General features: G+C 37.0%; 23 protein-coding genes. 6 read left to right on the plus strand and 17 right to left on the minus strand.

From position 1 onward, the window contains the following. Nucleotides 1-62: 62 nt before the first annotated feature. The 3 genes from ACN6MT_RS22080 to coaW all read right to left on the minus strand — a co-directional run bounded on the left by ACN6MT_RS22080 (nucleotide 63) and on the right by coaW (nucleotide 3,329). Nucleotides 63-317, minus strand: a complete 255-nt coding sequence (locus ACN6MT_RS22080; protein WP_419888067.1) for a hypothetical protein — start codon at nucleotides 315-317, stop codon at nucleotides 63-65. A 248-nt stretch (nucleotides 318-565) separates the two neighbouring features. Further along, nucleotides 566-2,422, minus strand: coding sequence for a selenocysteine-specific translation elongation factor (gene selB / locus ACN6MT_RS22085; protein ID WP_419956503.1), 1,857 nt, complete (start codon nucleotides 2,420-2,422; stop codon nucleotides 566-568). A 100-nt stretch (nucleotides 2,423-2,522) separates the two neighbouring features. Continuing rightward, nucleotides 2,523-3,329 (minus strand): type II pantothenate kinase, encoded by an 807-nt coding sequence (gene coaW, locus ACN6MT_RS22090; RefSeq protein WP_419888068.1) that lies wholly within the window; start codon nucleotides 3,327-3,329, stop codon nucleotides 2,523-2,525. 162 nt (nucleotides 3,330-3,491) lie between these two features. On the opposite strand from coaW, the gene ACN6MT_RS22095 reads away from it, so the two are divergent. Beyond that, nucleotides 3,492-3,908, plus strand: a complete 417-nt coding sequence (locus ACN6MT_RS22095; protein WP_419888069.1) for a hypothetical protein — start codon at nucleotides 3,492-3,494, stop codon at nucleotides 3,906-3,908. A 23-nt stretch (nucleotides 3,909-3,931) separates the two neighbouring features. Here the strand turns inward: ACN6MT_RS22095 and ACN6MT_RS22100 are convergent, their stop codons facing one another. Continuing rightward, nucleotides 3,932-4,417, minus strand: coding sequence for a hypothetical protein (locus ACN6MT_RS22100; RefSeq protein WP_419888070.1), 486 nt, complete (start codon nucleotides 4,415-4,417; stop codon nucleotides 3,932-3,934). A gap of 654 nt (nucleotides 4,418-5,071) precedes the next feature. Between ACN6MT_RS22100 and ACN6MT_RS22105 the strand changes: the two genes are divergently transcribed. Next, complete coding sequence (locus ACN6MT_RS22105; protein WP_419888071.1) at nucleotides 5,072-5,389, plus strand: antibiotic biosynthesis monooxygenase; 318 nt, start codon at nucleotides 5,072-5,074, stop codon at nucleotides 5,387-5,389. 410 nt (nucleotides 5,390-5,799) lie between these two features. On the opposite strand, the gene ACN6MT_RS22110 is transcribed toward ACN6MT_RS22105, so the two are convergent. The 6 genes from ACN6MT_RS22110 to ACN6MT_RS22135 all read right to left on the minus strand — a co-directional run bounded on the left by ACN6MT_RS22110 (nucleotide 5,800) and on the right by ACN6MT_RS22135 (nucleotide 14,866). Then, the gene (locus tag ACN6MT_RS22110; RefSeq protein WP_419888072.1) at nucleotides 5,800-8,937 is read right to left on the minus strand and encodes an AAA family ATPase; all 3,138 of its coding nucleotides are present in this window, start codon (nucleotides 8,935-8,937) and stop codon (nucleotides 5,800-5,802) included. Then, nucleotides 8,934-10,079 (minus strand): exonuclease SbcCD subunit D, encoded by a 1,146-nt coding sequence (locus tag ACN6MT_RS22115; RefSeq protein WP_419888073.1) that lies wholly within the window; start codon nucleotides 10,077-10,079, stop codon nucleotides 8,934-8,936. The genes ACN6MT_RS22110 and ACN6MT_RS22115 overlap by 4 nt, the downstream gene beginning before the upstream one ends. A gap of 246 nt (nucleotides 10,080-10,325) precedes the next feature. Continuing rightward, the gene (locus ACN6MT_RS22120) at nucleotides 10,326-10,526 is read right to left on the minus strand and encodes a cold-shock protein (RefSeq protein WP_007083969.1); all 201 of its coding nucleotides are present in this window, start codon (nucleotides 10,524-10,526) and stop codon (nucleotides 10,326-10,328) included. A gap of 250 nt (nucleotides 10,527-10,776) precedes the next feature. Further along, nucleotides 10,777-12,591, minus strand: coding sequence for a TIGR04190 family B12-binding domain/radical SAM domain protein (locus ACN6MT_RS22125; RefSeq protein WP_419888074.1), 1,815 nt, complete (start codon nucleotides 12,589-12,591; stop codon nucleotides 10,777-10,779). A gap of 147 nt (nucleotides 12,592-12,738) precedes the next feature. Continuing rightward, complete coding sequence (locus ACN6MT_RS22130) at nucleotides 12,739-13,095, minus strand: ArsR/SmtB family transcription factor (protein WP_063253720.1); 357 nt, start codon at nucleotides 13,093-13,095, stop codon at nucleotides 12,739-12,741. Nucleotides 13,096-13,117: 22 nt separating this feature from the next. Next, nucleotides 13,118-14,866 carry a SulP family inorganic anion transporter gene (locus tag ACN6MT_RS22135; protein WP_082799546.1) on the minus strand — a complete coding sequence of 583 codons (1,749 nt, stop codon included), beginning with the start codon at nucleotides 14,864-14,866 and terminating at the stop codon, nucleotides 13,118-13,120. Between the two features lie 330 nt (nucleotides 14,867-15,196). Here ACN6MT_RS22135 and ACN6MT_RS22140 point away from each other — a divergent pair, with 330 nt between their 5' ends. Next, nucleotides 15,197-15,991 (plus strand): TIGR00266 family protein, encoded by a 795-nt coding sequence (locus ACN6MT_RS22140; RefSeq protein ID WP_419888075.1) that lies wholly within the window; start codon nucleotides 15,197-15,199, stop codon nucleotides 15,989-15,991. A 52-nt stretch (nucleotides 15,992-16,043) separates the two neighbouring features. Here the strand turns inward: ACN6MT_RS22140 and ACN6MT_RS22145 are convergent, their stop codons facing one another. The 6 genes from ACN6MT_RS22145 to ACN6MT_RS22170 all read right to left on the minus strand — a co-directional run bounded on the left by ACN6MT_RS22145 (nucleotide 16,044) and on the right by ACN6MT_RS22170 (nucleotide 21,128). Next, nucleotides 16,044-17,594: an ATP-binding protein gene (locus ACN6MT_RS22145; protein WP_419888076.1), complete on the minus strand. Its 1,551-nt coding sequence runs from the start codon at nucleotides 17,592-17,594 to the stop codon at nucleotides 16,044-16,046. Nucleotides 17,595-17,801: 207 nt separating this feature from the next. Then, complete coding sequence (locus ACN6MT_RS22150; RefSeq protein WP_419888077.1) at nucleotides 17,802-18,293, minus strand: DinB family protein; 492 nt, start codon at nucleotides 18,291-18,293, stop codon at nucleotides 17,802-17,804. Between the two features lie 61 nt (nucleotides 18,294-18,354). Beyond that, complete coding sequence (locus tag ACN6MT_RS22155; protein ID WP_419888078.1) at nucleotides 18,355-19,815, minus strand: DUF4153 domain-containing protein; 1,461 nt, start codon at nucleotides 19,813-19,815, stop codon at nucleotides 18,355-18,357. Between the two features lie 70 nt (nucleotides 19,816-19,885). Next, nucleotides 19,886-20,524, minus strand: a complete 639-nt coding sequence (locus tag ACN6MT_RS22160; RefSeq protein WP_419888079.1) for an HAAS signaling domain-containing protein — start codon at nucleotides 20,522-20,524, stop codon at nucleotides 19,886-19,888. Next, nucleotides 20,505-20,852: a PadR family transcriptional regulator gene (locus ACN6MT_RS22165; RefSeq protein ID WP_419888080.1), complete on the minus strand. Its 348-nt coding sequence runs from the start codon at nucleotides 20,850-20,852 to the stop codon at nucleotides 20,505-20,507. The genes ACN6MT_RS22160 and ACN6MT_RS22165 overlap by 20 nt, the downstream gene beginning before the upstream one ends. Nucleotides 20,853-20,960: 108 nt before the next feature. Beyond that, complete coding sequence (locus ACN6MT_RS22170) at nucleotides 20,961-21,128, minus strand: hypothetical protein (protein WP_419888081.1); 168 nt, start codon at nucleotides 21,126-21,128, stop codon at nucleotides 20,961-20,963. 119 nt (nucleotides 21,129-21,247) lie between these two features. Between ACN6MT_RS22170 and ACN6MT_RS22175 the strand changes: the two genes are divergently transcribed. The 3 genes from ACN6MT_RS22175 (at nucleotide 21,248) to ACN6MT_RS22185 (ending at nucleotide 23,073) form a co-directional block, all read left to right on the plus strand. Next, complete coding sequence (locus tag ACN6MT_RS22175; RefSeq protein ID WP_034673885.1) at nucleotides 21,248-21,454, plus strand: methionine aminopeptidase; 207 nt, start codon at nucleotides 21,248-21,250, stop codon at nucleotides 21,452-21,454. 169 nt (nucleotides 21,455-21,623) lie between these two features. Beyond that, nucleotides 21,624-22,637, plus strand: a complete 1,014-nt coding sequence (gene asnA / locus ACN6MT_RS22180) for an aspartate--ammonia ligase (RefSeq protein ID WP_419888082.1) — start codon at nucleotides 21,624-21,626, stop codon at nucleotides 22,635-22,637. 82 nt (nucleotides 22,638-22,719) lie between these two features. Next, on the plus strand, nucleotides 22,720-23,073 hold the full coding sequence (locus tag ACN6MT_RS22185) for a hypothetical protein (RefSeq protein ID WP_063253717.1): 354 nt from the start codon (nucleotides 22,720-22,722) through the stop codon (nucleotides 23,071-23,073). 58 nt (nucleotides 23,074-23,131) lie between these two features. Here the strand turns inward: ACN6MT_RS22185 and aspA are convergent, their stop codons facing one another. Then, nucleotides 23,132-24,556: an aspartate ammonia-lyase gene (gene aspA, locus ACN6MT_RS22190; RefSeq protein WP_063253716.1), complete on the minus strand. Its 1,425-nt coding sequence runs from the start codon at nucleotides 24,554-24,556 to the stop codon at nucleotides 23,132-23,134. Between the last annotated feature and the right edge of the window lie 118 nt (nucleotides 24,557-24,674).

The raw sequence follows: 24,674 nt of genomic DNA on the forward strand, positions 1-24,674 counted from the left end.
AATCGTACACCTTCTTTTCAGTTTTTTGTTTTTGTGAACAGCTCCATTTTTGATATAAGCAGCTAAGCTTCATAATCTAAGACTGGCTCAAAATTAGAATGTCCCTTTCCTTTCCAACGGCTAATTGATGGGTCCAGTATTGGATGAAGATCTTTATGATCACACCAAGCTAAACTCTCAAGCTCAAGTGGGTCTAGATAATTGACCTTCTGAGTTCGCATATCTTTAATCAAGAGTCTAACTCCATTGGACGAGTAATCTAATTGTATAGATACATGAGCAAACTCATTTTTAAGAATGAATTCCTCCTTACACATGCTTTACCTCCTTCTGAATGATAGTTAGTACATACTAACATACAGATCAAAAAAATGATTTGCTCATTCGTTTAAGTTAGCACTAACTAACACAATAGAACTATTAACACTATGATAATATCGAATTTAATAATTGTCAATAATATTCTGAATCTTTTCTAAAGTTAAATTTCATCAATTTTAGCTCTTGTTACAAAAAAGCTTTGGTCTATTGAGACCCCCTATCCCAATTGGGATAGGGGGTCCCTCTAAATTTTCCAAACTCTTTTATTTTCAACACGTTTTGTTAGACCCTGAGAATCTAATTTTTCTAAAAATGGGATCATATATTTACGTGAAAGGTCTAGAATTTCCTTCGCATTACCTACTTCAAACTCTTCTCCTGTACCATCTCTTAGTTTGTCGACTGCTTCCTTAAAGACCTCTCCATGATAGGCAAATTGCTCATCTAAATGCACCACAAACTCCTGATCTTCAAGAAAACGTCTTAAATCAGCCTCCAGCGTGTCAGGTATACCGGATTCTGAAAAATAATCCTTATAATAGCGAACCTTTAGCCCGTCTTTCTTTAATTCATTCAGCATGTTTTCCGTACGCTTTTGCCAGCTTTTTGGTACATGTGGAACAAAGCCTGATAACGAAACAAACTGCTCTTTTCGTTTAAACGTGCCATTGGCAATCCCGTTTTCAACTACAAAATCCAGCAGCGATTTTGGGAATTTTTTTTGCATAGATTGCAAAAGCTCGGCCTTATTTAATCCTAGTTTCATCGTATGCGTTTGATGGAATTCTTGCAGGCGATCATAGATGTCTTCCTCGATTGAATTAATTAACATTCTGAGTGTATACTCTTTCGCGTTGTAGAAAACAAATTCCTCATCTGCTAGAAACTCATTCAAGGTTTCTTCATCCAGCGCAGTGCGTTTTATTAATTCGCCTATATTTAAGCTTTTCGCTTCAAAAATTGCTGCAGTAATCCGTTCCTTCGGTGAACCTACTTTTTTCTTTTCCAATTCTTCAATCGTTTGATTACCAAATCGATATTTATTTCCTCTAGGATCTATGACCCAGCCGCCGCCAATCGTTTCTTGAGGGCTTGGACGTCTTAAAATAAAGCGATCGCCACGCTTCGTAAGAATTTCTTCCTCTAAACGCAGCTGACATAATATTTCACCATTTTCTTCTTTAAGCTCATTTCTGTCAAAAAAGACGATACGTCCCATTACCTCGGTTGTCCCAATATGGAGTTTAATCGGCATCCTTTGTTTAACCAAATGTTCAAGATCCTCAACTACACGTATCGCAACATCCACTGTTTTCGTCACAATAAAATGCTCCGATGAAACCAAAACATCACCGCGTTCTAAATCCTCTTTCGAAACCCCTGAAAGATTAATGGCGGTACGCTGGCCGGCATAGGCTTTTTGCGCTTGCTTATGATGAACCTGAATTTGCCTTGCTTTTACCTCTAGACCTTGTGGCATGATCTTAAGTGTTTGTCCCTCTTCTACCGTACCTTCATAGACAGTTCCTCGAACAACAGTCCCCTGCCCCTTTATGGTAAACACCTGATCAATCGGCAGACGGAAGGCCCCTTTTGCATCTCTCATTTCTTGCTCTTTTAATGTTGTAATGATTAAATCTTTTAATTCCTCAATACCCTTTTTCGAGAGGCTGTCCACTAACACAAACGGGGCACCCTCAAAGACCGTCCCTGTTAGTTCTTCTAAAATATCATCTTTCACAAGCTCAATAAATTCTTCATCGACCCGGTCAATTTTTGAAATCGCAATCATCCCGTTTTTCACGCCTAAGAATTTTAAAATATCTAGATGTTCTCGTGTTTGCGGCATTACACCTTCATCTGCTGCAACAACCAATACAACTAAATCAATTCCAGCAACCCCTGCGATCATTTGTCGAATAAAGCGCTCATGGCCTGGAACGTCAATCACCGAAATTTGAATTTCGGAATCCTCATATAACGGTGCAAAGCCGAGTTCGATTGAGATTTGCCGTTCTTTTTCCTCTTTTAATCGATCTGTATCCACATTGGTCAAGGCTTTTGTTAATGAAGTTTTACCATGATCAATATGCCCTGCCATACCAATTGTAAAATATCGTTTATCCAAAGTTGCCACCTGCTTTTTTTACTTCTTCCTATTTACTTTATCTTTAACGGACCGATAGTTCAAGAGGACAATTTTAGACTGTTATATGTGCTCCGATGGCACCGCAATATTCGCCTTTTTCTAGAAATACCGGTATTACTCCTACCATATTCATATAAAACTCAAGTGCCTGCTTTAATGGATGATTGCCAACAGTGGCACTTCCGATAATGACAGCATTTTTAACCTGATGAATCGTTGCTGCCTGTGACGTTAACAACACAATTGTTTCAGCTATCATATTAGAAAGTGACGCCAGACGGTCTCCTTCTGAATGTTTCTGCCGAATACCCTTTGCAAAGTTTGCCGCTGTTAATTCACCGTTAACGGGACTTTCACCAGATTCATAGATGTCTTTTACCATCATGTCAACATTACCTTTATTTCCTTCTTCCGCGAGGACTGTGAGCTGACGGTAGCCTCGTACTTTGGTAAGTAGTGATCCAAGACCTGTAAACGTACCGCCACCAATTCCACTGCCAAGGATTCGCTCTACCTTATCGCCTTTCACTACATGCCAAGAGGTTCCGGTTCCAATATTTACAATTAAATAGTTTTCTCCAAGACTCTTATTTTCAGCCGCTAGTAAAAAACGAGTACCCTCACAGGTTGCTTGGAACTCGGGAATGATTATACTCTTTGGAAAATACTTTTTCTGTATGACACTGGATTTACCGCCAGTTAATGCAACGTGTAAAGATGGCACAGATAGTTTCAACCATGAAATCGCTGCATCCTTTTCTTTAATGTGAAATTTTTTAAAATGCATTCTCTCATTTTCCTGATAAACTATTTTGATTAATGAACCGCCAGCATCAATTCCTGCCGTATTTCGATGCATTCCCTTCCACCTCTTTAATAACGACTAGTATACTTACTAATTTGACAATCATCGTTAATTTCCTGCTTTTCATTTCACCAATCCTCCACATTCATGCCGTTCCAAGAGTCAAGTAATATGCTATGTTGGAAAAAAGTACTTTTACAACAAAGGAAGATTCAAATGAAGAAAATATCTTGGCCAATTTTATTAGGACTTACCCTGTTAGTGGGATGTCAGAATGCCGAAACGAAGGAAGAAACAAAGCCATCGACCGTACAAATGGAGGAAAAAGCACAAACAGAATCAGAAATGAACACACCTTTCCCTTATCCCAATTTATTGGCTGATAGCGAAGAATCCTTTTCACTTTTAGTTATTGGGGATCAGAATACCCCCATTGAAAACAACCAAAAGATTACCCAAAAAGTAAAAGACATTTTAAGCTTACCTGAACTTGAAATGGTCCAGAATGCCTATCCGGAACTGAATATTAAAACAGAGCCAGCCTATATTCTCTTTGACCAGGCTGGAGTAATACACCAATCAAAGGATATAAATGAGCTGAAAACTTATCTAGAACAAAATAATCCAAAATAAAAACCAGAATTTTTCTGGTTTTTTTAGTGCTTTAATTCAACCATTCTATAATAGACAATCAGAATGGATTGAGTGATGAGGTAAAAACAAATTGAATATATGATTTGGTATCCATTCTTATAATGAAAGATCCCAATCTTATGAGTCACCCATTCAAAGCAAAAGGAAAGTATTGTTGCAACGGTTATAAAAAGAACTATATATTTATCTTTTATACAGAACTTTTTATAAATATAAAGAAAAATATAACCATAAGGTGGATATAGTAGATATAAAACTAGATCCATACCTGTATATTTCGGACCATCCATAATATCATAATAATCAAATGGAGCTATCCCGAACGAGTTATCAATAATGCTAGGAACAGTCAAACTGTATAAAAAGATTAACACTGTAAATTGTTTAGAAAAAATCTTTGGAAGATAGAAAAAAATGCCCCAAGTGACGATAATAAAAACCAGTAGACAATAATCATTAAAACCAAATCCAGACTCAGTCCACGACATTGTATTCACCCCTCGAACGGGATTCGAGACCTCTATACCATTTCAAGCTTAATAACAGAACCAACAAAAATAATGAAAAGTATAAAAAGGTATAAAAAGTATTCCAATGTTTAAAGGTGTACATACCGTTGTATACGTTTATTAAATCACTAAATACGATAATCAAGCTAAATAGAGAAAACAATTGTATTTTTTTGTTCAAATGGCTTCTATAAATTAGTAAGGTGAAGCAGCACATTAATAATGGAATAAAAACATTCTTAAAAATAAGAGCGGCAATATATAATTCTGTATCCGTCGTCGTTTTTATCCACTTAAACGCGTCGAACAATCCAATATAGGTATTAGTATTAATAAGACAGCTTAGTAAAAAAAGAAGGGTGACCTCATTAACAGAGGCTTGCTGGTGGATTCTATTAAATAAAAACAGACCTATAAGGATCCAGCTAATGAAAAAATAAAAGGTTACAATCATGAGTATGTCTCTCCTAATGTACCGCAGCCTCTTTTATCTACATAATTAGCTTTAACCTTAAGGGCTAAATCATTCATTATACCTTCATAATTTGATCAGTTTATTAATATTTAGGAAAACATTGAAGTCAATTAATATTTATCGTTATCCTGTAACTATAAAATTTAGGAGGCTATTTCATGTCTGCATTAGTATTTATGGCTTTGTATCGTCCGAAGCCCGGACAGGAGAATGAATTAAAAGATATCCTTAAAGTACATATCCCCGTCCTTCGGGAAGAAGGCTTGATAACCGAACGTGAATTATTAACGTTGCAAGCTGAGGACGGAACCATTATTGAAATTGCTGAATGGAAGTCTAGTGAGGCAATTGATCAAGCACATCAATCAGAAAAAGTAATGGCAATATGGAACAAAATTGGTGCTGTCGCTGAACTTACAAATCTATCATCCCTTGCAGAAGCACAATATCCTTTTCCAAACTTCAAAGCTATTTAGGTTGGGTTTTTGAGATATCTTTTTTTAATAATACGTCTTGTCATTCATCGAGTGACCAGCAAAAGTAAAATAAACGGAGATTTTCCGGTTAAATGCAGAATGGAGCTCGTTTCAGGGAATATAAGCGGAATTTTTCCGCTTATGCAAAGCAAAGTCTCTCATTTTCGAATTTTTTGAGCCAATAGGCGGAATCTCTCCGTCTATATTGGCCCTTTTTAATAATAATTTAGAAATAAGCGGAATTATTCCGTCTATTTAGCAACTCAGGAGCTGCATCGCCCATCAATAAATAAAGAAATAGACGTATGCCAATTCATACGTCCTTTCTTAACTATGAAGCACCCGAAAAACGTAACCCTTCTTTCCTAATGAACCTTCCGTTTTTCTAGTGTCCATACACTTTCTCTTTTTTAATTTGTAAATACAAATTCCGTCCGGCTTCCGGTTTGTCCTGCAATAACTTCTAATCTAATATCGATTCTTTCTTTCAGTTCCGGAACATGCGATATGATTCCAACTAAACGTCCGCTGCTTTGGATATCCATTAGCGCTTCAATGGCTTGATCAAGGGATTCAGGGTCAAGTGTGCCAAAACCTTCGTCAATAAACATCGTTTCGAGTGAAACACCGCCTGCATAGTTTTGCACCACATCCGCAAGCCCAAGCGCCAACGATAGAGAGGCTTTAAAGCTTTCCCCACCCGATAAAGTCTTTACATGACGCTCTTGCCCAGTATATTGGTCAAAGACAAGAAGCTCTAAACCACTTTGAACATTCCCTTTTGAACGATCCGTTTTCCTTAGAAGCTCGAACCTTCCCGCGGTCATTTTTCTTAATCGGACATTAGCTTCCCGTAAAATATCATCTAAGAATGCCGCAAGTACATAACGTTCAAATGTAATACGATACGTATTTTGGCCTTTAGCAATTTCGTGCAGATGTCCAATCAGCTGATACCGTTCCTCTAATACCTTCATTTCCTCATTAATTTTTTCAACTTTGTGAAAGATATCAAGGTTGTCCCGCCTCTTAACAAATAGATCTGTCCGTTGATTGTTTAGCTCTACAATTTCAAGTGCAAGCTTCTCTAATAATGCCTTTAACCCCTCAACATTAGGCGTCTTAACATCTTGTAAAAGCACAGTTAATTCAGTTAAACGGTCTGAAACAGAGCGTAACTCTTCACGATAACTGCGAATTTCACCTTCGAGAATCTGGATTTCCTTCTCAGTTTTCTTAGATGAATGATAGAGACTGTAATTTTCAAATCCTTGTTCTGCAAGTTTCGTAACAAAGATTTCTCTCTCAGCTTTAAGCTCATTTTCTTTACTAGAATGGTGTTTGACTGCGTCTCGCAATCTGGCAGTTTCAGCGGATTGTTTCTCTTTTACTGTTTGTAATTGCTTTTGAGCCTCTTCTAGTCTTTTCACTAACATTTCATGCCTATTTTTTGAAGTTATTAACGCCTCTTCGTATGCTGCCTGTGTTCGAAGGTTCTCTGGGATCACCTTCATCATCCTGGTTAGGTTCGTGTTCTTCTCCGTAAACTGTACAGTCATTTCGGTTACATGAACTGAAAGCTGTTGTATAGCACTTTTTAAACCTGATTTTTCAGAATCGCTTTTCTCTATGTGCTTGTTAATCTGATCAAGCATTTTGATTTGTTCATTCAGCACTTTTTGAGCATTCTGTAGATTTTTCTTGGCAACAAGAATCTCTGATTTTATTGCATGCAAATCGGTCTCATTAAAGTCAACCCGATTGGAACGAATTTCTTTTAAAAGCTCCTCACAATTTTCCCGTTGTGTCTTTTCAATCGATTGACTTTCAAAAAAGAGTGACTCTGCTGCAGCTTTTTCTTTTTCCAATAGAACCGCATGTTGTTTAGCGGCTTTAAGATCTTCTTCATTTGGGATTAGTGCCTCGTCCGCTGAAGCTGGTGCGGGATGGTGCTCCGAACCACATACTGGACATGCTTCACCATTTGAAAGTCGTGCTGCTAACAGTGACGCTTGTCCATGCAGCCATTTATTCTCCAATTCTTCCACCAGTGCCTTGGCATCCAAATACCTAGCACTTAAATTTTCATATTTTCCAGCTTTCACTTTTAGATCCTTTAATGCATATTGATGACGTCCAAGGTAGCTTTCGTATTTTTCCATACGTTCTAACTCAGTTTGCATTTTTTCTAGCTGACGTTCATTTTCTAAAAACTTAAGCTGGCCCTTTTCAATTTCTGCCTTTTTGTCAAGAAGTTTTTTCACCTTGTCATCCAGACCCTGAAGATTATTTTCAGCTTCTACTTGTTTTTTCTTTGCAGCTTCTAAAGAAGCTTCAACTGCCGTTGACTCCTTTACCAAAGCAGCAAAAGAATAAACATCGTCCTTCATATTGAGTAGTTGGTTAATCATTTCAAGTGCTTTTTGGCGCTCCCCTTCACGCTCGTATTCAGCTTGATACTGTTGTTCAAACTGTTTGGAGAGAACCTCAAGTTTCTCGATTTCACTTTGTATTGAAGTAACATTTCCCTTTAATTGGTCCAACTCTCGCTTTAACCGGTGGCATAGTTCCTCTTGTTGGGCCAATAGTGCTGCTTTATGCGCAAGCTGCACTTGTTTTTCTTTTTCTACAAAAGTATCTACTTGTGATTCAAGTTTACTTTTTTCCTCTTTTAAGGCTTCTCTTGTTTGGATTTGTTTTAGGATGGATTCTGCTTCAAATAGTTTGCCTTTTAAGATATCTTGTTCCTGTTCCTTTTCTTTCAAGGAGATGGTTAATTTTTCAAGCAGTTTTTCCATATCATTGATTTCTTCCTGTAAAAGAGGCATGAGGATTATATCATTTACACTGTCTGCTTCTAAATATCCTCTTAGCTCGTCATTGGTTACAGCTTGAATCCGGCGAAGATTTTCATTTCTCGTTTGAACCTGCATTTCAACCGAATTTTTTAACTCTGTAGATTCAGACTTCAGCTTTTCTTCGACCATCTTATAAATCTGTGTATGGAACAAGCGCTGTAAAATTACTTCTTTATCCTTACTATCAGATGTTAACAGTTTTCGAAATTCCCCTTGAGGAATCATTAAAATCTGACGGAACTGATTGCTGTCAATCAGCATAATTTCTTTAATTTTTTCTTCCACATCATTGATTTTTGTAGCGAGTAATTTCTTTTCTCCGTTCTCATCCCAGCTATATAATTCAGCCTTTGCTGGTAACGTTGTGTACCCTTCGCCCTTTTCTTTTTTCTTAGGCTGCTGCGGGAGTCGGGTGATTGAATAAACTTTGTTCCGGATAGCGAAATCGAGTGAGACCTCTGTGACCAAATCTGCTCGTGCAAATTGACTTCTTAGTTCGGGGCCGTTACGGTCCTCGCCACTTGCTTTTCCATATATCGCATAACTAATAGCGTCAAATATTGTAGTCTTACCCGCCCCTGTTTTACCAGAGATGACAAACATTGTGCGATTTCCCAGTTGCGTGAAATCAATAGTCTCTATATCCGCATATGGACCAAAAGCCTGCATGGTTAGTTTTAATGGTCTCACTTAACTGCCTCCTCTCGTAACACTTTTTCAATCACGTCTGTCATTACTTCCTTTTTATCGGAGGAAAATTCAGCTGTTGTCATTTCCGTATAAAATTGCTCAAATAAGTCTAGCTCAGATTTTTTCTCATTTCGTGTGATATTGATAGACTGTTTTTTCTTCATGTCCGTTATATCTATTTTCCGTTCCAGGTGTAAGACGTTCGGATACACTTGGCGTAATTTATTGATTGGGTCAAGCAATGCACCTTCATCTAACAAGGTGATTTTCAAATAATCATGCAAACGTTGTTTTTCATAATAGAAAGGATCTAATAACTCATCTAGATGTCCTTCTAGTTCACGCATGTCATGTGTAGGATTCAGTGACCGATAACGGTGCGAAAAATTCCCTTTTCCATCCATTTCGATTATAGAAATCGATTTATTTTGTTTGGCTTCTGAAAAGGAGTACTTTAAAAGGGAGCCTGAATATTTAACTTTGTCGTGTTTGATGGCATCAGGGCTGTGAAGATGTCCAAGGGCTGTATAGGAAAATGGTTCAAAAACTTCAGCTCCTACACAACCTGAACCTCCAACAGATAAAACTCGTTCGGAGTCAGATGTCTGCCCCCCTAGCACAAATGCATGTCCTACCAGGACGTTGGGTTCATTAGGATTTAGATTCTGCTCCATTTTTCCAATCAATGCCTTCATCGCGTCCTGATGGGAATGAATGGAATCATCCCCGAGCAGCTGCCGTACCACTCCAGGTTCTGCAAAAGGAACTAAATAAAAATTAACGCCGTTAACCTGTACCGGCTTAAAACTATTTGTTAGCTTACCGGATAGATAGAATTGGCTGTGCTTATACCATGAGCTGCCAAATGACAATCTTTCAGCACTGTCATGGTTTCCAGCAATCGCAACAACTGGGGTCTTCAGCTCAACATTGATTTTAAATAAGATTTCATCTAATAAATCAACGGCGTCGGTTGGCGGTACTGAACGGTCATATAAATCACCGGCAATGACGACGGCATCTGGCTTTTCATCGGCAACAATTTCAACAAATTGATTTAATGCTTCCCGCTGGTTTTCTGTCATGTATACACCATGCACTAACTTTCCTAAGTGCCAGTCAGCTGTATGGATAAATTTCATGTAATCACCCCATCTTTATTCACTCATAAATACTATTATAGCAAAATACCATCTTTTGTGAGATTGGAAAACGTAGAAATAACAGGTAATACTGGGTGGAGGATTTTAATTTTAGCTGTGTTAGACTAGGCTGTTGATTTCCGCTACAGGTTCTTTAATCAGTAGATTCCTTTAACACAGCCTAATTTATAACGCAAAAAACAGCCCGACTCTTTGGTCGGGCTGTTAAATCATTGGCTTCATAAATTACTTTTTAGTTACGTTAGCAGCTTGTGGTCCACGAGCACCTTCAACAACTTCGAAAGATACTTCTTGACCTTCTTCTAGAGTTTTGAAACCTTCTGTTTGGATAGCAGAATAGTGAACGAATACGTCGTTACCGTCTTCAGCTTCGATGAATCCGAAACCTTTTTCAGAGTTAAACCATTTTACTTTACCGTTTTTCATGTGAAAAAATCCTCCTATTGGCTTAGATCAAGCCATGTGTAAAATTCACCAAATTACAACGTGATAGCTTTACTTCCACTTTCTTATCCAAACTTCAGTTAAAACTTGAACAAGCTTTGTAACATAAATCTAATCTCGTGCAACGGCTGACTAAAATTTAACATTTTTTAGCTGTTCAGTCAATAAAGTATTATAGACAAAAGCCTACAAAATTCGGGGTTAGTAAGGCATTTACAACCAAATTCTCAGCTTACTTTTCGTGATGATTACCGCTCGAATTCGTGACCATAACTTGATTTCTATCAATCTTGCCAATTTTACATTTAATGTCTTTGGCGATGTCTTTAATGAGTAATTCTAAGCCAATGTAAGTTAGCGATGGGAAATTTGCAAACAGCTTTTTAACCTCCCATTTCAGTTCATTTTCACCGCAAATACTGTGACGGTTGATTTTTTCTACTTCATCCTTAATAATGGCAAGTTGTTTTTGTTTTTCAGCATTAGGTAACTGCTCAATCGCGTCAAGTCTGTTAAGAAACTCTACAGACTTTTCAATTTTCAGCCTCATTTCATCATGAACATCCTTTGAAATAATATGATTCTTGCATTTAAATTCATTTAACTTAAGGGCAGAATCATAGGTTGCTTTTACGATTTCCTCTCTCGTCATACTATTTGTTTCATAGCTAAGCATATTTTTCCAGGATGGCTGCTGCATAGCTGCACGGAAATCTTCAAGTTTATGGCAAAATTTCTTATAACCATATTTCTCTGGATTTTCAAAGGCAGGACTGCCCGGATCTAGGAATGGTGAAAGTGGCGCGACAAAATAGGATATTCGAGAATCCTCGCCGCATACTTTGTGAATATTTTCACAAAATTCGACATTTCTCATCGCACTTTCATAACTTTGATTAGGGATCCCTGTCATGAAAAACAAGTCAATTTTCGCACAGCCATGCTTTAATGCATATTGGAGCATTTCTATCACCTTAGCATTTGTACATGGCAGTTTTCCATTATATCTGCGAATGTCCTCATCCGCAGATTCAAGTGTAAGCTCAATACTATACTTAGGTATGGCCTTATTTAATCTTTCGAAAAATTTCTCATCCGCGTAATTAAACAATTCAAACACAATCTCATTCTTCAGCTTCATGTTTGCTAAACCATCGAGGAATTCATCAACGTACTCCTTACCACCCTGCCTTATATCGTTCAATAGAAAAATAGGTGCACGTGTAAACCTTTGAATCAAGGCAATATCTTCAAGCATTCTCTTTGGCGAACGCATTACCAGCTTTTTTCGATTACAGTTTAACTCATATGCGTCCTTAGCCCCCCCGCAGATTAAACAGTTATAGGTACATCCCTTTGAGGTTAAGATGGCTGTATTCGGATACTGAATCCACCCTTTATAAGGCAGTGGATCTAGTAGATTAAAGTACTTAAAGACAGAACCTATGATGTAGCGGTATCCGGGTAAATTAAACTCATCAAGACTGTCCGGTACATAGGTAAGCTCATTATAATAATATTGATTTTTCCGCTTCCAGGTTAGATTAGGTATACCTGCAAGTCCCGATATATCCTTTTTCTCGAGCTTATTGAGTAGCATGAGTATTATTTTTTCAGTGGTGTCACCACGAACCACAAAATCAATACAAGGATATTCAATTAATTCCTTATGGAAATAGGTGCTAGATAATCCCCCGAACATAACAGGTGTATCTGGGTGATATTTCTTAATGATTTTAGCTAATTCCACACTTCCATGTGCATGCGGAAGCCAATGTAGATCAATTCCAAATGCTTTTGCTTTAATATTTCGTATTTTCTTTTCAACATTAAAATTAGGATTTAACAACATCCGATTTGCAATATTGACGATCTTCACCTTCAATCCAAATCTTTCTAAATAATCACCAATACTAGTCAACCCAATTGGATACATTTCAAATACAGGTGATGATGGAACGACATCGCTGATTGGACCGGTAAATAGCATTTTTTTTCTGAAGTCATAAACGGTTGGCGGATGCAACAGTACCAAGTCGTAAATCATTTGATCACTTCCTAAATTTTCTTAAATTTGATTACACCTTTATCGTAATATAAGAAACAAGGAAAATGTTGGGTTAATTATTACAATTAATTGATAATTACGAAAACATCATTAATCTAGAGTTAAACGTAAAAAAGCCGAAGAATATTATTTCTTCGGCATAGTCATTACTTCTTCATCTTCGTCTCTAAACTTATCTAAAATCGTAATCGTGTCAACTAAATGATTATTAAAAATCTGACGAGCCACTGCTAGTAATTCAACGATCATGGGGTCTTTAAGCGTATAAATGACTTTATTCCCTTCCTTTGTGCCAGTGACAATGTTTTTGGCTCTTAAAACTGTTAACTGCTGAGAAACAGCAGAGCCTTCACTGCCAACCAAGGTTTGAATTTCATTCACATTTTTATCCCCTTCAGCTAACAGTTCTAATATGCGGATTCTCAAAGGATGTGCAAGGGCTTTGAAAAATTCCGCCTTAAATTGCTGCATTTCAAGATTCAATCGATTCACTTCCTCATTTCATCTAGTAAGTAGCCGAGAGCTTCTGTTTGCTGCTATCCATAACTTCGGAAGCCGAAAGCTTCTTACATTCTTTAAAGGCGAAGTGTTTACAACCAAGACATTTATTTTGCTCCAGCTGTGATAATGCAAATTGAATAGCGTCACCTGTGTGTGCAAAGAAATGTTCCTGACCAATAACTTCATATAAGCCGGTACTTACCAAAACATTTTTTGGTTGTTCATTAATTCCAGATATGATAACTATACCATTTTTTGAAAAATGGGACACAATACTAGCCAAATTGGCCTCTCCCGTTGTATCCATAAATGGAACCCTGCTCATCCGCAATAACAGAATCTTAGGCCGGTAGTTAATGGTATTCATAATGGATGTTTCAAACGTCTGGGCAGCTCCAAAAAATAATGGACCTTCTACATTATAGATACTTATCTGAGGACAATCATGTGATTCAGATACAATCTGCGGCTCGACCTTTGCATGTTTATGCTGCAAGTTTGGCAATGCCTTTGCAGTAGTCATTAGATTGCTCATTCTCATTGTAAATAGAACCGCAGCCATCACCAATCCGACTTCCACTGCCGTTGTTAAATTAACAAAAACTGTTAATAAAAAGGTAACAACTAATACCAATGAATCAGTAGATTTTGTTTTTAAAATATAGGCAAATACTTTCCGTTCACTCATATTCCATGCAACCACCATTAATATAGGTGCCATGCTTGCCAGCGGTATATATGAGGCAAATGGAGCAAAAAACAGTAACACGAGTAAAACGACTACCCCATGAATAATACCAGACAACGGTGAAACCGCGCCATTTTTTATATTAGTAGCGGTTCTAGCAATGGCACCTGTTGCTGGAATACCTCCAAACAGAGGAGTAACCATATTGGCAATCCCCTGACCAATTAGTTCCTTGTTACTGTTATGCTTGCTGTTTGTCATTCCATCTGCGACAACCGCTGACAGCAAAGATTCAATCCCACCGAGCATGGCAATGACAAACGCTGGCTTTATAAGGGTAATAATCATCTCTACGCTTAAATCAGGTATATGCAGTTTTGGCAAAGTACTAGGAATTTCCCCATAAGCTGTTCCAATCGTTGCTACCTGATTGGGAAAGAACAGAGTTGCGATCATTGTTGAAACCACTAAACCAATTAATGGTCCTGGAACCTTTGGAGCAATTTTTGGAGTCAAAATAATCGTTGCTAAACAAATGACTGCCGTTAAAATACTTAAAAGGTTAATACTGTCCAAGTGGATAATAATTTCTTTTAAATTATTAATAAATTCTTCATGTTTCTTAATACCTGTCAACCCTAGGAAACTAGCAATCTGCCCGGTAAAAATGGTGATAGCTATTCCTGTTGTAAATCCAATTGTTACTGGTCTTGGAATGAACTTAATTAACGATCCAAGTTTAAAGATTCCCATTAGGAGCAGCATGATCCCCGCTAAGAAACCTGCTATTAACAGATTTTCATATCCGTACGTCATGACAATTCCAAATAGGATAGGGATAAATGCACCTGTTGGACCGCCAATTTGATACTTTGATCCTCCAAAAAGGGATATGAGAATCCCGGCAACAATTGTGGTGTAGATTCCATATTCCGGTTTCACCCCTGAAGCAATTGCGAAAGCCATTCCAAGAGGTATCGCAATTACACCGACAATAAGTCCTGACAGGACATCTTTTGGTACATTACTTAAGGAATATTGATGGAATCTTTTGTCACTAAACATACGAACCCTTCTTATCATTTTAAATTTGTATATCTGATTATTTGAATATATAGTAATACAAAATAATAATCAAGACTTTTGTTTTAAATAATTTTCCAGTTGCGTTGTCCGCACCTTTTGTGCTATATTAATTGAGCGATGAGCTGAGTTGTGTAAGTCGAGAAACATTCCTTTATGGAGCGCACTATGTGGAGTGTGGTTTTTCGCCTCAATACGCAAAAAGACGTCTTGCTATATGCAGACGTCTTTTTTATTTGTTTTTGGTAAAATTAGCACTTTTTTCCTATTTCTATTAAAATAGATTTATAAAGAATTAGGAGGGATATTAGCATGAATAACCATGAAATTGATTACAAAATTTATGGCGATGATATGCAGTTCGTAGAAGTAGAACTCGATCCTCAAGAGACGGTTATTGCCGAAGCAGGAAGCTTCATGATGATGGAAGATGACATACATATGGAAACGATTTTTGGAGATGGATCTGGCAATTCTAGCGGCGGCGGCTTGATGGGTAAATTATTTAGTGCGGGTAAGCGGGTTATTACTGGAGAAAGCTTATTCATGACTGCCTTTACCAATCAAGGTCATGGTAAAAAACACGTATCCTTTGCCTCTCCGTATCCTGGTAAAATCATACCAATGGACCTAAGTGAACTCGGCGGCAAGATTATTTGCCAAAAGGACGCCTTTCTCGCGGCTGCCAAAGGGGTTACGGTTGGAATTGAATTTCAACGGAAAATTGGTGCTGGATTCTTCGGCGGTGAAGGCTTTATTATGCAAAAGCTTGAAGGCGATGGACTAGCTTTTGTTCATGCCGGTGGAACTATTACCAAAAAAGAACTCCTTCCTGGTCAGACCTTAAGAGTGGACACCGGCTGCTTAGTAGCTATGACCAGTGGAGTCGATTATAATATCGAAATGGTGAAAGGCGTTAAGACTGCGCTTTTCGGAGGCGAAGGTTTATTTTTCGCGACACTAAGAGGTCCTGGTTCAGTTTGGATTCAGTCCCTGCCATTTAGCAGATTAGCTAGTCGTGTCTTTGCAGCTGCCCCACACCGTGGCGGCGGGAAAGATGAAGGCAGCATCGCAAGAGGAATTTTTGATATTTTCAATGGTGATTAAATTTACAAGTACAAAAGGAAAAGGGCAGAATTCATTGCCCTTTTCCCACTTTTTAGAGGTTTTTTTCCCCAAGGTAATCAGAAATGGCCACCTGTAAGGTTCCCTTTAACTCAGCCACGTGCTCAAAAGAAATCCCGGAGTTAATAACGAGCTTTACAATTTCCGGCCGTAGTCCAGTTATAACCGTCTTACAGCCCATCATGGAGACACCATTAATAATGCGAACAAGATGCTGGATGACTTCAATTTCCATCACTACTGCACCGGAAAGATCTAATATTAACGTATGAATATGTGAATGACCTATATCCGCGATTAATTTATCTTCAATCGTACTAGCTCTAAACCCATCAATTGAACCGATTAACGGGAGAATGCTGATATCGCGTGAAATTGGAATAATCGGTACAGAAAGATTCTCTACAAGTTTTCTCTGAGCATCTAACAATTCATCCTTGTACCTGCTATATTGGATAAAAAATGAATTCAAAAATTGATCAAATTGTCGATTGATGTTTTTTTCCAATGTGAAATAAAACTCTGAAGAATGATCGTTATTTTTATTAATGTCAAAATTATAGAGAAAATCCCACACTGTTCGTCTGATCGCTTGTATCCATTCCAATTTAAAAGCAATGGTTAATGAATATTTAGCCCACGCCATTCCTTCCTGCTTTGCGAAAGAGATTAATTCATGTTCCCTTTCGTCTACAATCAATAACACGAGTTTATGGGCATTGCTTAATAGATTGATATTACCAATTCTATGTATTTCATCAATCTTATCCTTCACATTTATAGCTTCTTCTAGTAGTCTATCCTCAAAAATATCTTTATTTGCAAGAAAATATTCCTTTATAGATAAGGTTTCCTCATAGGTTAAATTCAACTTTTTTACACCTCTATTTTTAGAGTCATTTCTCACAGGTATTCTTAAGGTAAATTTTGTTCCTTGATTTACTTCACTTTCGACATTTATTCTGCCGCCATGCTGGTATATAGTAGAAAACACTTGGGTTAACCCCATCCCTGTACCGAGGTCCTTAGTTGAAAAAAACGGGGTACCCAATAAGGATAATTTTTCATTAGGGATTCCAACCCCCGTATCTTCTATACACACCACTACTTCATTTCCCTCAGCGAAATGGCTGATCATTAAGGAACCAGATTCATGCATGGATTCCAAAGCATTTTTTATTAGATTGAAGAATGCCTTTTTAAACTGATTTTTTTTACCATAAATCGGAGTATTTGTATCAAAATAACTGGAATTTATATGAATATCATATATTTTATCTTGAAATAAATTTAAGGTAGATTCCAATTCAACTGCAATTAGAAAAGATTGTGGCTGCTCGTCTTCCTGGTCTGGTTTAGCAACTTGAAGAAGATCATTCAGTGTTGTTAACGCATTTTCTAATTCAAACTGAGCTATGTTAATGTACTCAGGATTACTTTCATGCTCTAGTAATTGCAAAAACCCTTTAACAGCGGTTAATGGATTACGAACTTCATGGGCAATCCCTGCTGCAATTTGGCCAACCGAGGCCAATTGTGTTAAATGCTTTTCGCTTTGACATGGGGCTGGATATAAACCTTTCACCGGAACAATTCCTCTCCACAATAATTTTCTAGGAGTTGCTAGTTGAAACTATTATTTCGTCTCTCTAAGCACAAATATTACCAAAATATTCGAAAAATAAACAGGTTACAAACTCCTAGAAAATTCCCTTTAAATTGGAATTTATAAAGTATTATTTCATAAAAGTTTTACAATGATAAAAAGTGCAGCTAGTCAGGCTGCACAAAATTAACTTAATCCTTGTTCCTTGCTCCAAGAACCCTGCAACTTTCTAATAGTAACATTTTGGCCGATATGATAGGCGTTGTGAAGGGTGATACTAGAAATCGATTCCAACCATGTTTCATTCGATTGTCCACTAATATATTGATCAAACTGCTCATCTTCACTTTTCTCAATCGTCTCGTACCAATCGGTCATTACTTGATTAAATTGTTGTAAGACCTGCTCCCATTCAGACTCTTTTAGATAGGTAAAAGTGCTATCATTATTACCTTCCATCTTTGGAATTTCGCTGTTTTTAAAGCGGTCTAAGAACCGTTTATTCCAAAATACTAAATGACTAATAATTTCTCTGATAGAATTCTCCGAGTCGGATTGTTTCCAAATGGCCTGCTCCGGAGTTAATCCGGCAACTGCTTTTTCAAACGATACAAACCAGTGGCTTTTTTTATGACAACAAAGGATTTGTTCGAGTAATACATCTTTGCGATTCATCATGCATTTCTCCTCAAAAAAATTTTTATACTCTTTTAATTTCGACTAAATCAATTCATAACCTTTATTCCAAATGTAATTTTTTTAGTTCCTCATTTGCCTGGAGACTTTTCAGGTTATAGGATTGCCATTGGATATTGTTCAGATTTGCTTCGTTTTTCCTTTCAAACAAAATATTTTTTAAGTCCGGTAGCTGAGGATTTTTTTCATATAACTGAATTAACCCGAGGATGCCTGTGGAAGATAAACTATTTAGATAATGAATATCAATCTTCCCACTTTGTTCGTAGCGTTCAATGTTCTTTGTTACGATAATTTGCTCAACATTAATCACATTCATCAGGGTGTAATAAAGCAAGCCACTAATAAAATAAAAGTGAAACAAGGACAGTTTTTCGATCCAAATTTTAATGAATGTATACATGAATATGACAGCAAGAAAAATCATAAACGAGTGGGCCATAACCCTGATAAAAGTAAACCCATAGGCTTCTTCATACATGCCTAACCGCAAGAAAGCGGAACTCAACAGCACTGCACTGGCAAAAACAAGGGTAGTAAGCATAACTTGCATAAATCTCTTTATAAAACCGGCCGACCTATCGGTAAAGGTTAAAACGAGAATTGTAATCGTAAGGTTAATGAGCGTGACAAATAATAGTTCGAAAAAACCTTTTCTAGCATATTCCGCATAGGTGAAATCCCCCAGCAATGTTCCACTAAAGAAGTATTTAAATTGGACAACAGTAAAGAGAACATATACAGCATTTATTAATACGAGGAACGTAATCGTCATAATGGCATCAAGTTTGAACCATTGTGTATTAGCATTATCAATAACGGCATTAATTTGTTTTTGGATAAGAGTCTGTAAGAAACTAAAGAAGGCAAAAGTAAAGAACAAAACAACAAGTATTCTAACTAATATTTCACCGTCAAGCACCTTAAACCACTGTGGAATGTCCCCCATCATTCTTTCAAACTGTGTATCTGCTGACATTAGTAACATTAAAACTACAAACAAAACCGGGATGGAAATCAGAATGCCAATACCGACTTTTTTCCATACTTGAAACTTACTTTCCTCTATTCCTTGTTTTAAAAACCTCCCAATAAATGAAGCGAAAACGAAATTATATTTTATAGCAGCAGTCAACTTTGAGAAAATATAAGTAATAAAGGCTGGTTTGTTCCAATATATACTTTTTTGGCTTGTAATCACCACAAGATGAAACAATACAAGTCCTGGAATCACTAAGATATTCAAAGCATAAAAGTAAATATTATCGTTAATAAAATATCCTGCAGCTAGCAGCCAAATACAGATGAGAACAAGATATCCGAACCTCTGGTGAGAATAAGAAAATCGTCTAAATCGGTAAAAAAATAAAGCGTAAAAAGCGGTCAAAAACACCAAATAAGATATCCCAATCTCAGCTCGAAAAAATGATTCTTCCGCGATAATTCCCACCACAATACACATGAATAAAAAGATCCAATCAGTCTTACCAAATTTCAATTCCATTGACCTAATACCTCCTCATAGAAATTCTATATACATAGTTTTTCTATGTATATAGGTAAAAAAAAGCTGCTCATACCGAAGCCTTTCTCCCCCACCGATATCCTAACCAACTAATTGGATATAGCAGGATGGTAAAAATGATACAAGCAATTATAAATGTTTTTGTTAATAATGGTTCAAACCAAGCGTGGGGAATAATTTCAAATACAGTTAAGAACATTAATATCAGATTTGGTATTAATGAAAGTAAAAAAGTCTTTTTTAACAAGTTCCTTCCTCCGTGACCAAATCCTTTCCCAATTTCGTAACCAAGCAACGCCCAAAAAAACATATAAATCAAGGCAATTAAGGTGGGGATCGCTGTTAAATGACTCCAAACGACAGAAAGCCAATTCCATTGAAAAAGATTATGAAAAAGAGTTAATAGGCTGCCTCCCCCAAAAAAGAGAATATTCATAAAAATAAAAAGCCATTTCATATTACTCGGAGTGACAGAAAGTTCCTGTTTCCACATAACTGCAATCTCATCAGGACTACCCAACCTCGAAATAATACGTTCGCTCAGCTCATTTTCATCACTACATTCATAAGATTCAAGCAGTATTTCTTCAATATGTGTTTCATATTCCATTAGAATACTTTTCTTATCTTCATGGTTTCCAAGCTGGTTATCAAGTTCTTCTAGAAACTTATTCTTCGGCCGTTCCATGTTTTGGTCTCCCTATTACCTTGTTCATCACCTTTACAAAAGCCTGCCATTCACGGGTTTTTTCATTTAAGACTTCTCTTCCTGCTTCCGTAATCTTGTAATATTTACGTGCAGGCCCCTTCTCCTGCTCCTGCCAATAACATTCTATGTACTCTTGTTTTTCAAGCTTGTGTAATGCCGGATATAATGTACCCTCTTTAACGCTTAAGCCATTATCACTTCGCTGTTCTAATTCTTTAACCAATTCATAACCATACATATCTCTTTCATTTAGCAATTGTAGCAAAATTAAGGATGTACTTCCCTTTACCAATTCACGATTAAACATTTTCTCACCTACCTAGAATTATTAGGTACATAGAAATTCTACACTAACTAATTAAATTTGTAAAATAAAAAAGTGACGATTAATTCCTATCATCGCCACCACGCATTACTATTTCTTTATCTTTTTCTGTTTTTGGATAAATTCGTTACGTTCTCCGCCATCAGAAAGCTCTTCTGAAAACTCATGGTTGACACTTTGGTCACGGTGCTCAAAAGGTCTTACAACTCTTGCAGGGATATTATTATTAGGCGCAGCTTGTTCATTCCAATCACTCATATTATCTTATCACCTCTTACATATAGTTTTTGAATGATGATAAAAAACATACCGCTTCACATCTTGCATAAATATTCCATTTTTTCATCATACTAATTAAAAACAGCGAGGTGAAAAACATGGGTCTAATTAACTCCTTTAACCAATGGCGGGAAACAAGATATCAAAATCATGTTTCTCATATGAAGAATCAGGACAAATGTCCGGATTGTTATGGGAGAGGCTTTACTGTTTATCCATATAATGAATTTGCTTATTATAACTCAGTAGAGTGCCCTGGCTGCCAAGGCAGTGGAGCTTACTCAGATTGGGATCAATTAAGATAATGAAAAAATCTCTTCACCAAGTTAAACGGTGGAGAGATTTTTTTTTTCTAAACCAGTGGTAAGACAAACCTAACTTTGCTATAATTTCAGAATATTCGTTTCGTAAAACATTGAATGTATAAATACTCAACGTTCATTATTAAAGTTTTTCACCGGAGGTTTAAATTTTATGTCAAATTCATTATCTACACAAAATGCTTACTCTTCAATATTAAATCTATTGCAAACCGAAATTGCAATTAAACAAACGAAAGATTTCTTTGAAAGCACCTTAGCAAATGCACTAAATTTAACACGGGTATCAGCCCCTATTCTTCTGAAATCTGGAAAAGGTTTAAATGATGACTTAAATGGTGTGGAAAGAATGGTATCCTTTGAGGCGATAGATATTAAGAATACCAATATTGAAATCGTTCAATCATTAGCTAAATGGAAAAGGATGGCTTTAGCAAGATATGGGTTTGACTTAGGTGCTGGCCTTTATACAGATATGAATGCCATAAGAAGAGATGAAGTTTTAGATCATTTGCATTCCATTTATGTTGATCAATGGGATTGGGAAAAAATTATATCCAAAGAACAACGCAGCATCGAGACGTTAAAATCCGAAGTTCAAAAGATCTACCAAGTCTTTAAAAATACAGAAAAACATTTAAACGAACTTTATCCTGCACTGACGCCTGTCCTGCCTGAAGACATTCATTTTATTACCACACAGGAACTTGAAAACATGTACCCGGCGCTAACATCCAAAGAACGAGAAGACAGGATTGCCAAAGAGTATGGTGCCGTGTTTATCATGCAAATAGGCGGTCAGTTAATGTCAGGAGAAAAACACGATGGCCGTTCTCCAGATTATGATGATTGGTCATTAAACGGTGATATTATTTTCTGGTATCCTACTTTAGAGCAAGCAATCGAAGTTTCTTCAATGGGTATTCGTGTTGATGAAGAGGCGCTGAAAAAACAATTAAAGATTACTAACACTGAAGACAGAATGTCATTAGAATATCATCAAGCTGTTCTCAACCGTGAACTTCCCTATACCATTGGCGGAGGAATTGGACAGTCAAGAATATGTATGTTTTTTCTTAAAAAAGTTCATATAGGCGAGGTTCAAGTTTCAGTATGGAATGACCAAATCATTGAGGATTGCGCAAAAGCAAACATTACTTTATTATAACTTTTCTTGTCTCGAATAATAAACAGACTTTCTGGAGATTTATAAAGATAGTATGCTTGTATCTTTCTCTGGGGGTGCTTTAATGTCTGTTTTTGTATACCAGACGTTTATTATTAAACAAGAAAAATTTAAAGAGGCAATCGACAATTTAAGAGAGATAAAAAAGTTTAGAAATGATAATTATAACCATCATGTTGAAATACTCACACCGATCTCTGGTGAAGATCACACCTACGCACTACTATCTACCTACGATGGATTGGGAGAAATGGAATTAGAAAATAAAAGGCTTTTTGATGATGAAGAATACTTAGAGCTAATAGGTCCTTTTTTTCTAGAAAACATCAAAGAAGGCAGTATGTATACGCAAATATATAGAGGGCTAAGTGATAAAAAGAGTGACAAACAAGACGATAAAAAGAAGAATGAGAAATAACAATAATACCCGCACGGTGAAAATCACTGTGCGGGTATCTGTTTATTTTAACTTACAATTAATCCCTATCCAGTAGTTCTTCTCCAGCAATTCCTGGTTTAGTCATTTCATAGACATTCAAAATAATATCCAATTCTTCTTCTGTTAAAACATCATATTGTAAACATAATTCACGGACAGATTTCCCCGTAATGACAGCTTCACGAGCAATTCGTGCTGCCACTTCATAACCAAGATGCGGATTGACTGCTGTAATAATCCCCACACTCTTGTCTACATAATCTTTTAAGCGCTCTTCATTTGCTTCAATACCAGCTAAGCAATGATCTGTAAAGACACGGAATCCATTGTTCATAATACTAATGGATTGAAGCAGATTGAAGACTAATACAGGTTCCATAACATTTAATTCTAATTGACCAGCCTCGGAGGCAAGACAAATGGTGTGATCATTCCCAATGACTTGGAAAGCAATTTGATTAATTAGCTCAGGCATAACGGGGTTTACCTTACCTGGCATAATGGACGAACCTGGCTGCCGTGCAGGCAGACGAATTTCTCCAAGCCCCGCGCGTGGACCTGAAGCCATTAATCGTAGGTCATTGGCGATTTTCGACATATTCATCATACAAACTTTTAGTGCTGCTGAAACCTCGGTATAGGCATCCGTATTTTGTGTCGCGTCGACGAGATGCTCTGCATTTACAAGTGGGAAACCGCTAATTTCGGCGAGCTGTTTAACTACATCTTTAATATATTTTGGATCAGCATTTAATCCAGTTCCTACTGCAGTTGCTCCCATATTTACTTCCAATAAATGTTCTCGTGTATGCTTAATCCGGTTAATATCACGCGTAAGCACCCTTGAGTAGGCTTCAAACTCTTGTCCAAGACGAATAGGGACAGCGTCTTGAAGGTGCGTACGCCCCATTTTAATAACCTTCTCAAACTGGACAGCCTTTTGTTTAAAAACATTTCTCATATCATCCATGGTGACGAGAAGTTTCTCTAATAACGTTAAAGTAGAAATATGTATAGCCGTAGGAAATACATCATTTGTAGATTGTGACATATTTACATGTGTGTTTGGACTTAAATGGAAGTAATCACCTTTTGCGTGACCAAGTAATTCAAGTCCTCGGTTGGCAATGACTTCATTCATATTCATGTTCATCGATGTACCCGCCCCGCCTTGGATTGGATCAACGATAAATTGGTCATCCCACTTTCCTGCAATAATTTCATCGGCCGCTTTAATAATGACATTTGCAAGATCTTTGTACAACCGTGTTGTGTTCATATTCGCGATGGCTGCTGCCTTTTTTACCATTGCAAGCGCTTTAATTAGAGACCCATCAATGCGGTATCCTGTAATAGGAAAATTCTCTATTGCCCGAATGGTTTGAATCCCATAGTACACATCAAACGGTATTTCTTTTTCTCCTAGGAAATCCTTCTCGATTCTAATCTTGTTTGTTGACATCCCAATTCATCCTTTTCTTGTAAACTATCAGTTACATATCAAATGTAACATAAAACTGAGGTGAAATCCTATTAAAAAAACAAATCGTTGATATACATTAAGAACACGACCCAAGTAG

The organism is Neobacillus niacini (assembly GCF_048572935.1).
Taxonomy (GTDB): domain Bacteria; phylum Bacillota; class Bacilli; order Bacillales; family Cytobacillaceae; genus Neobacillus; species Neobacillus niacini.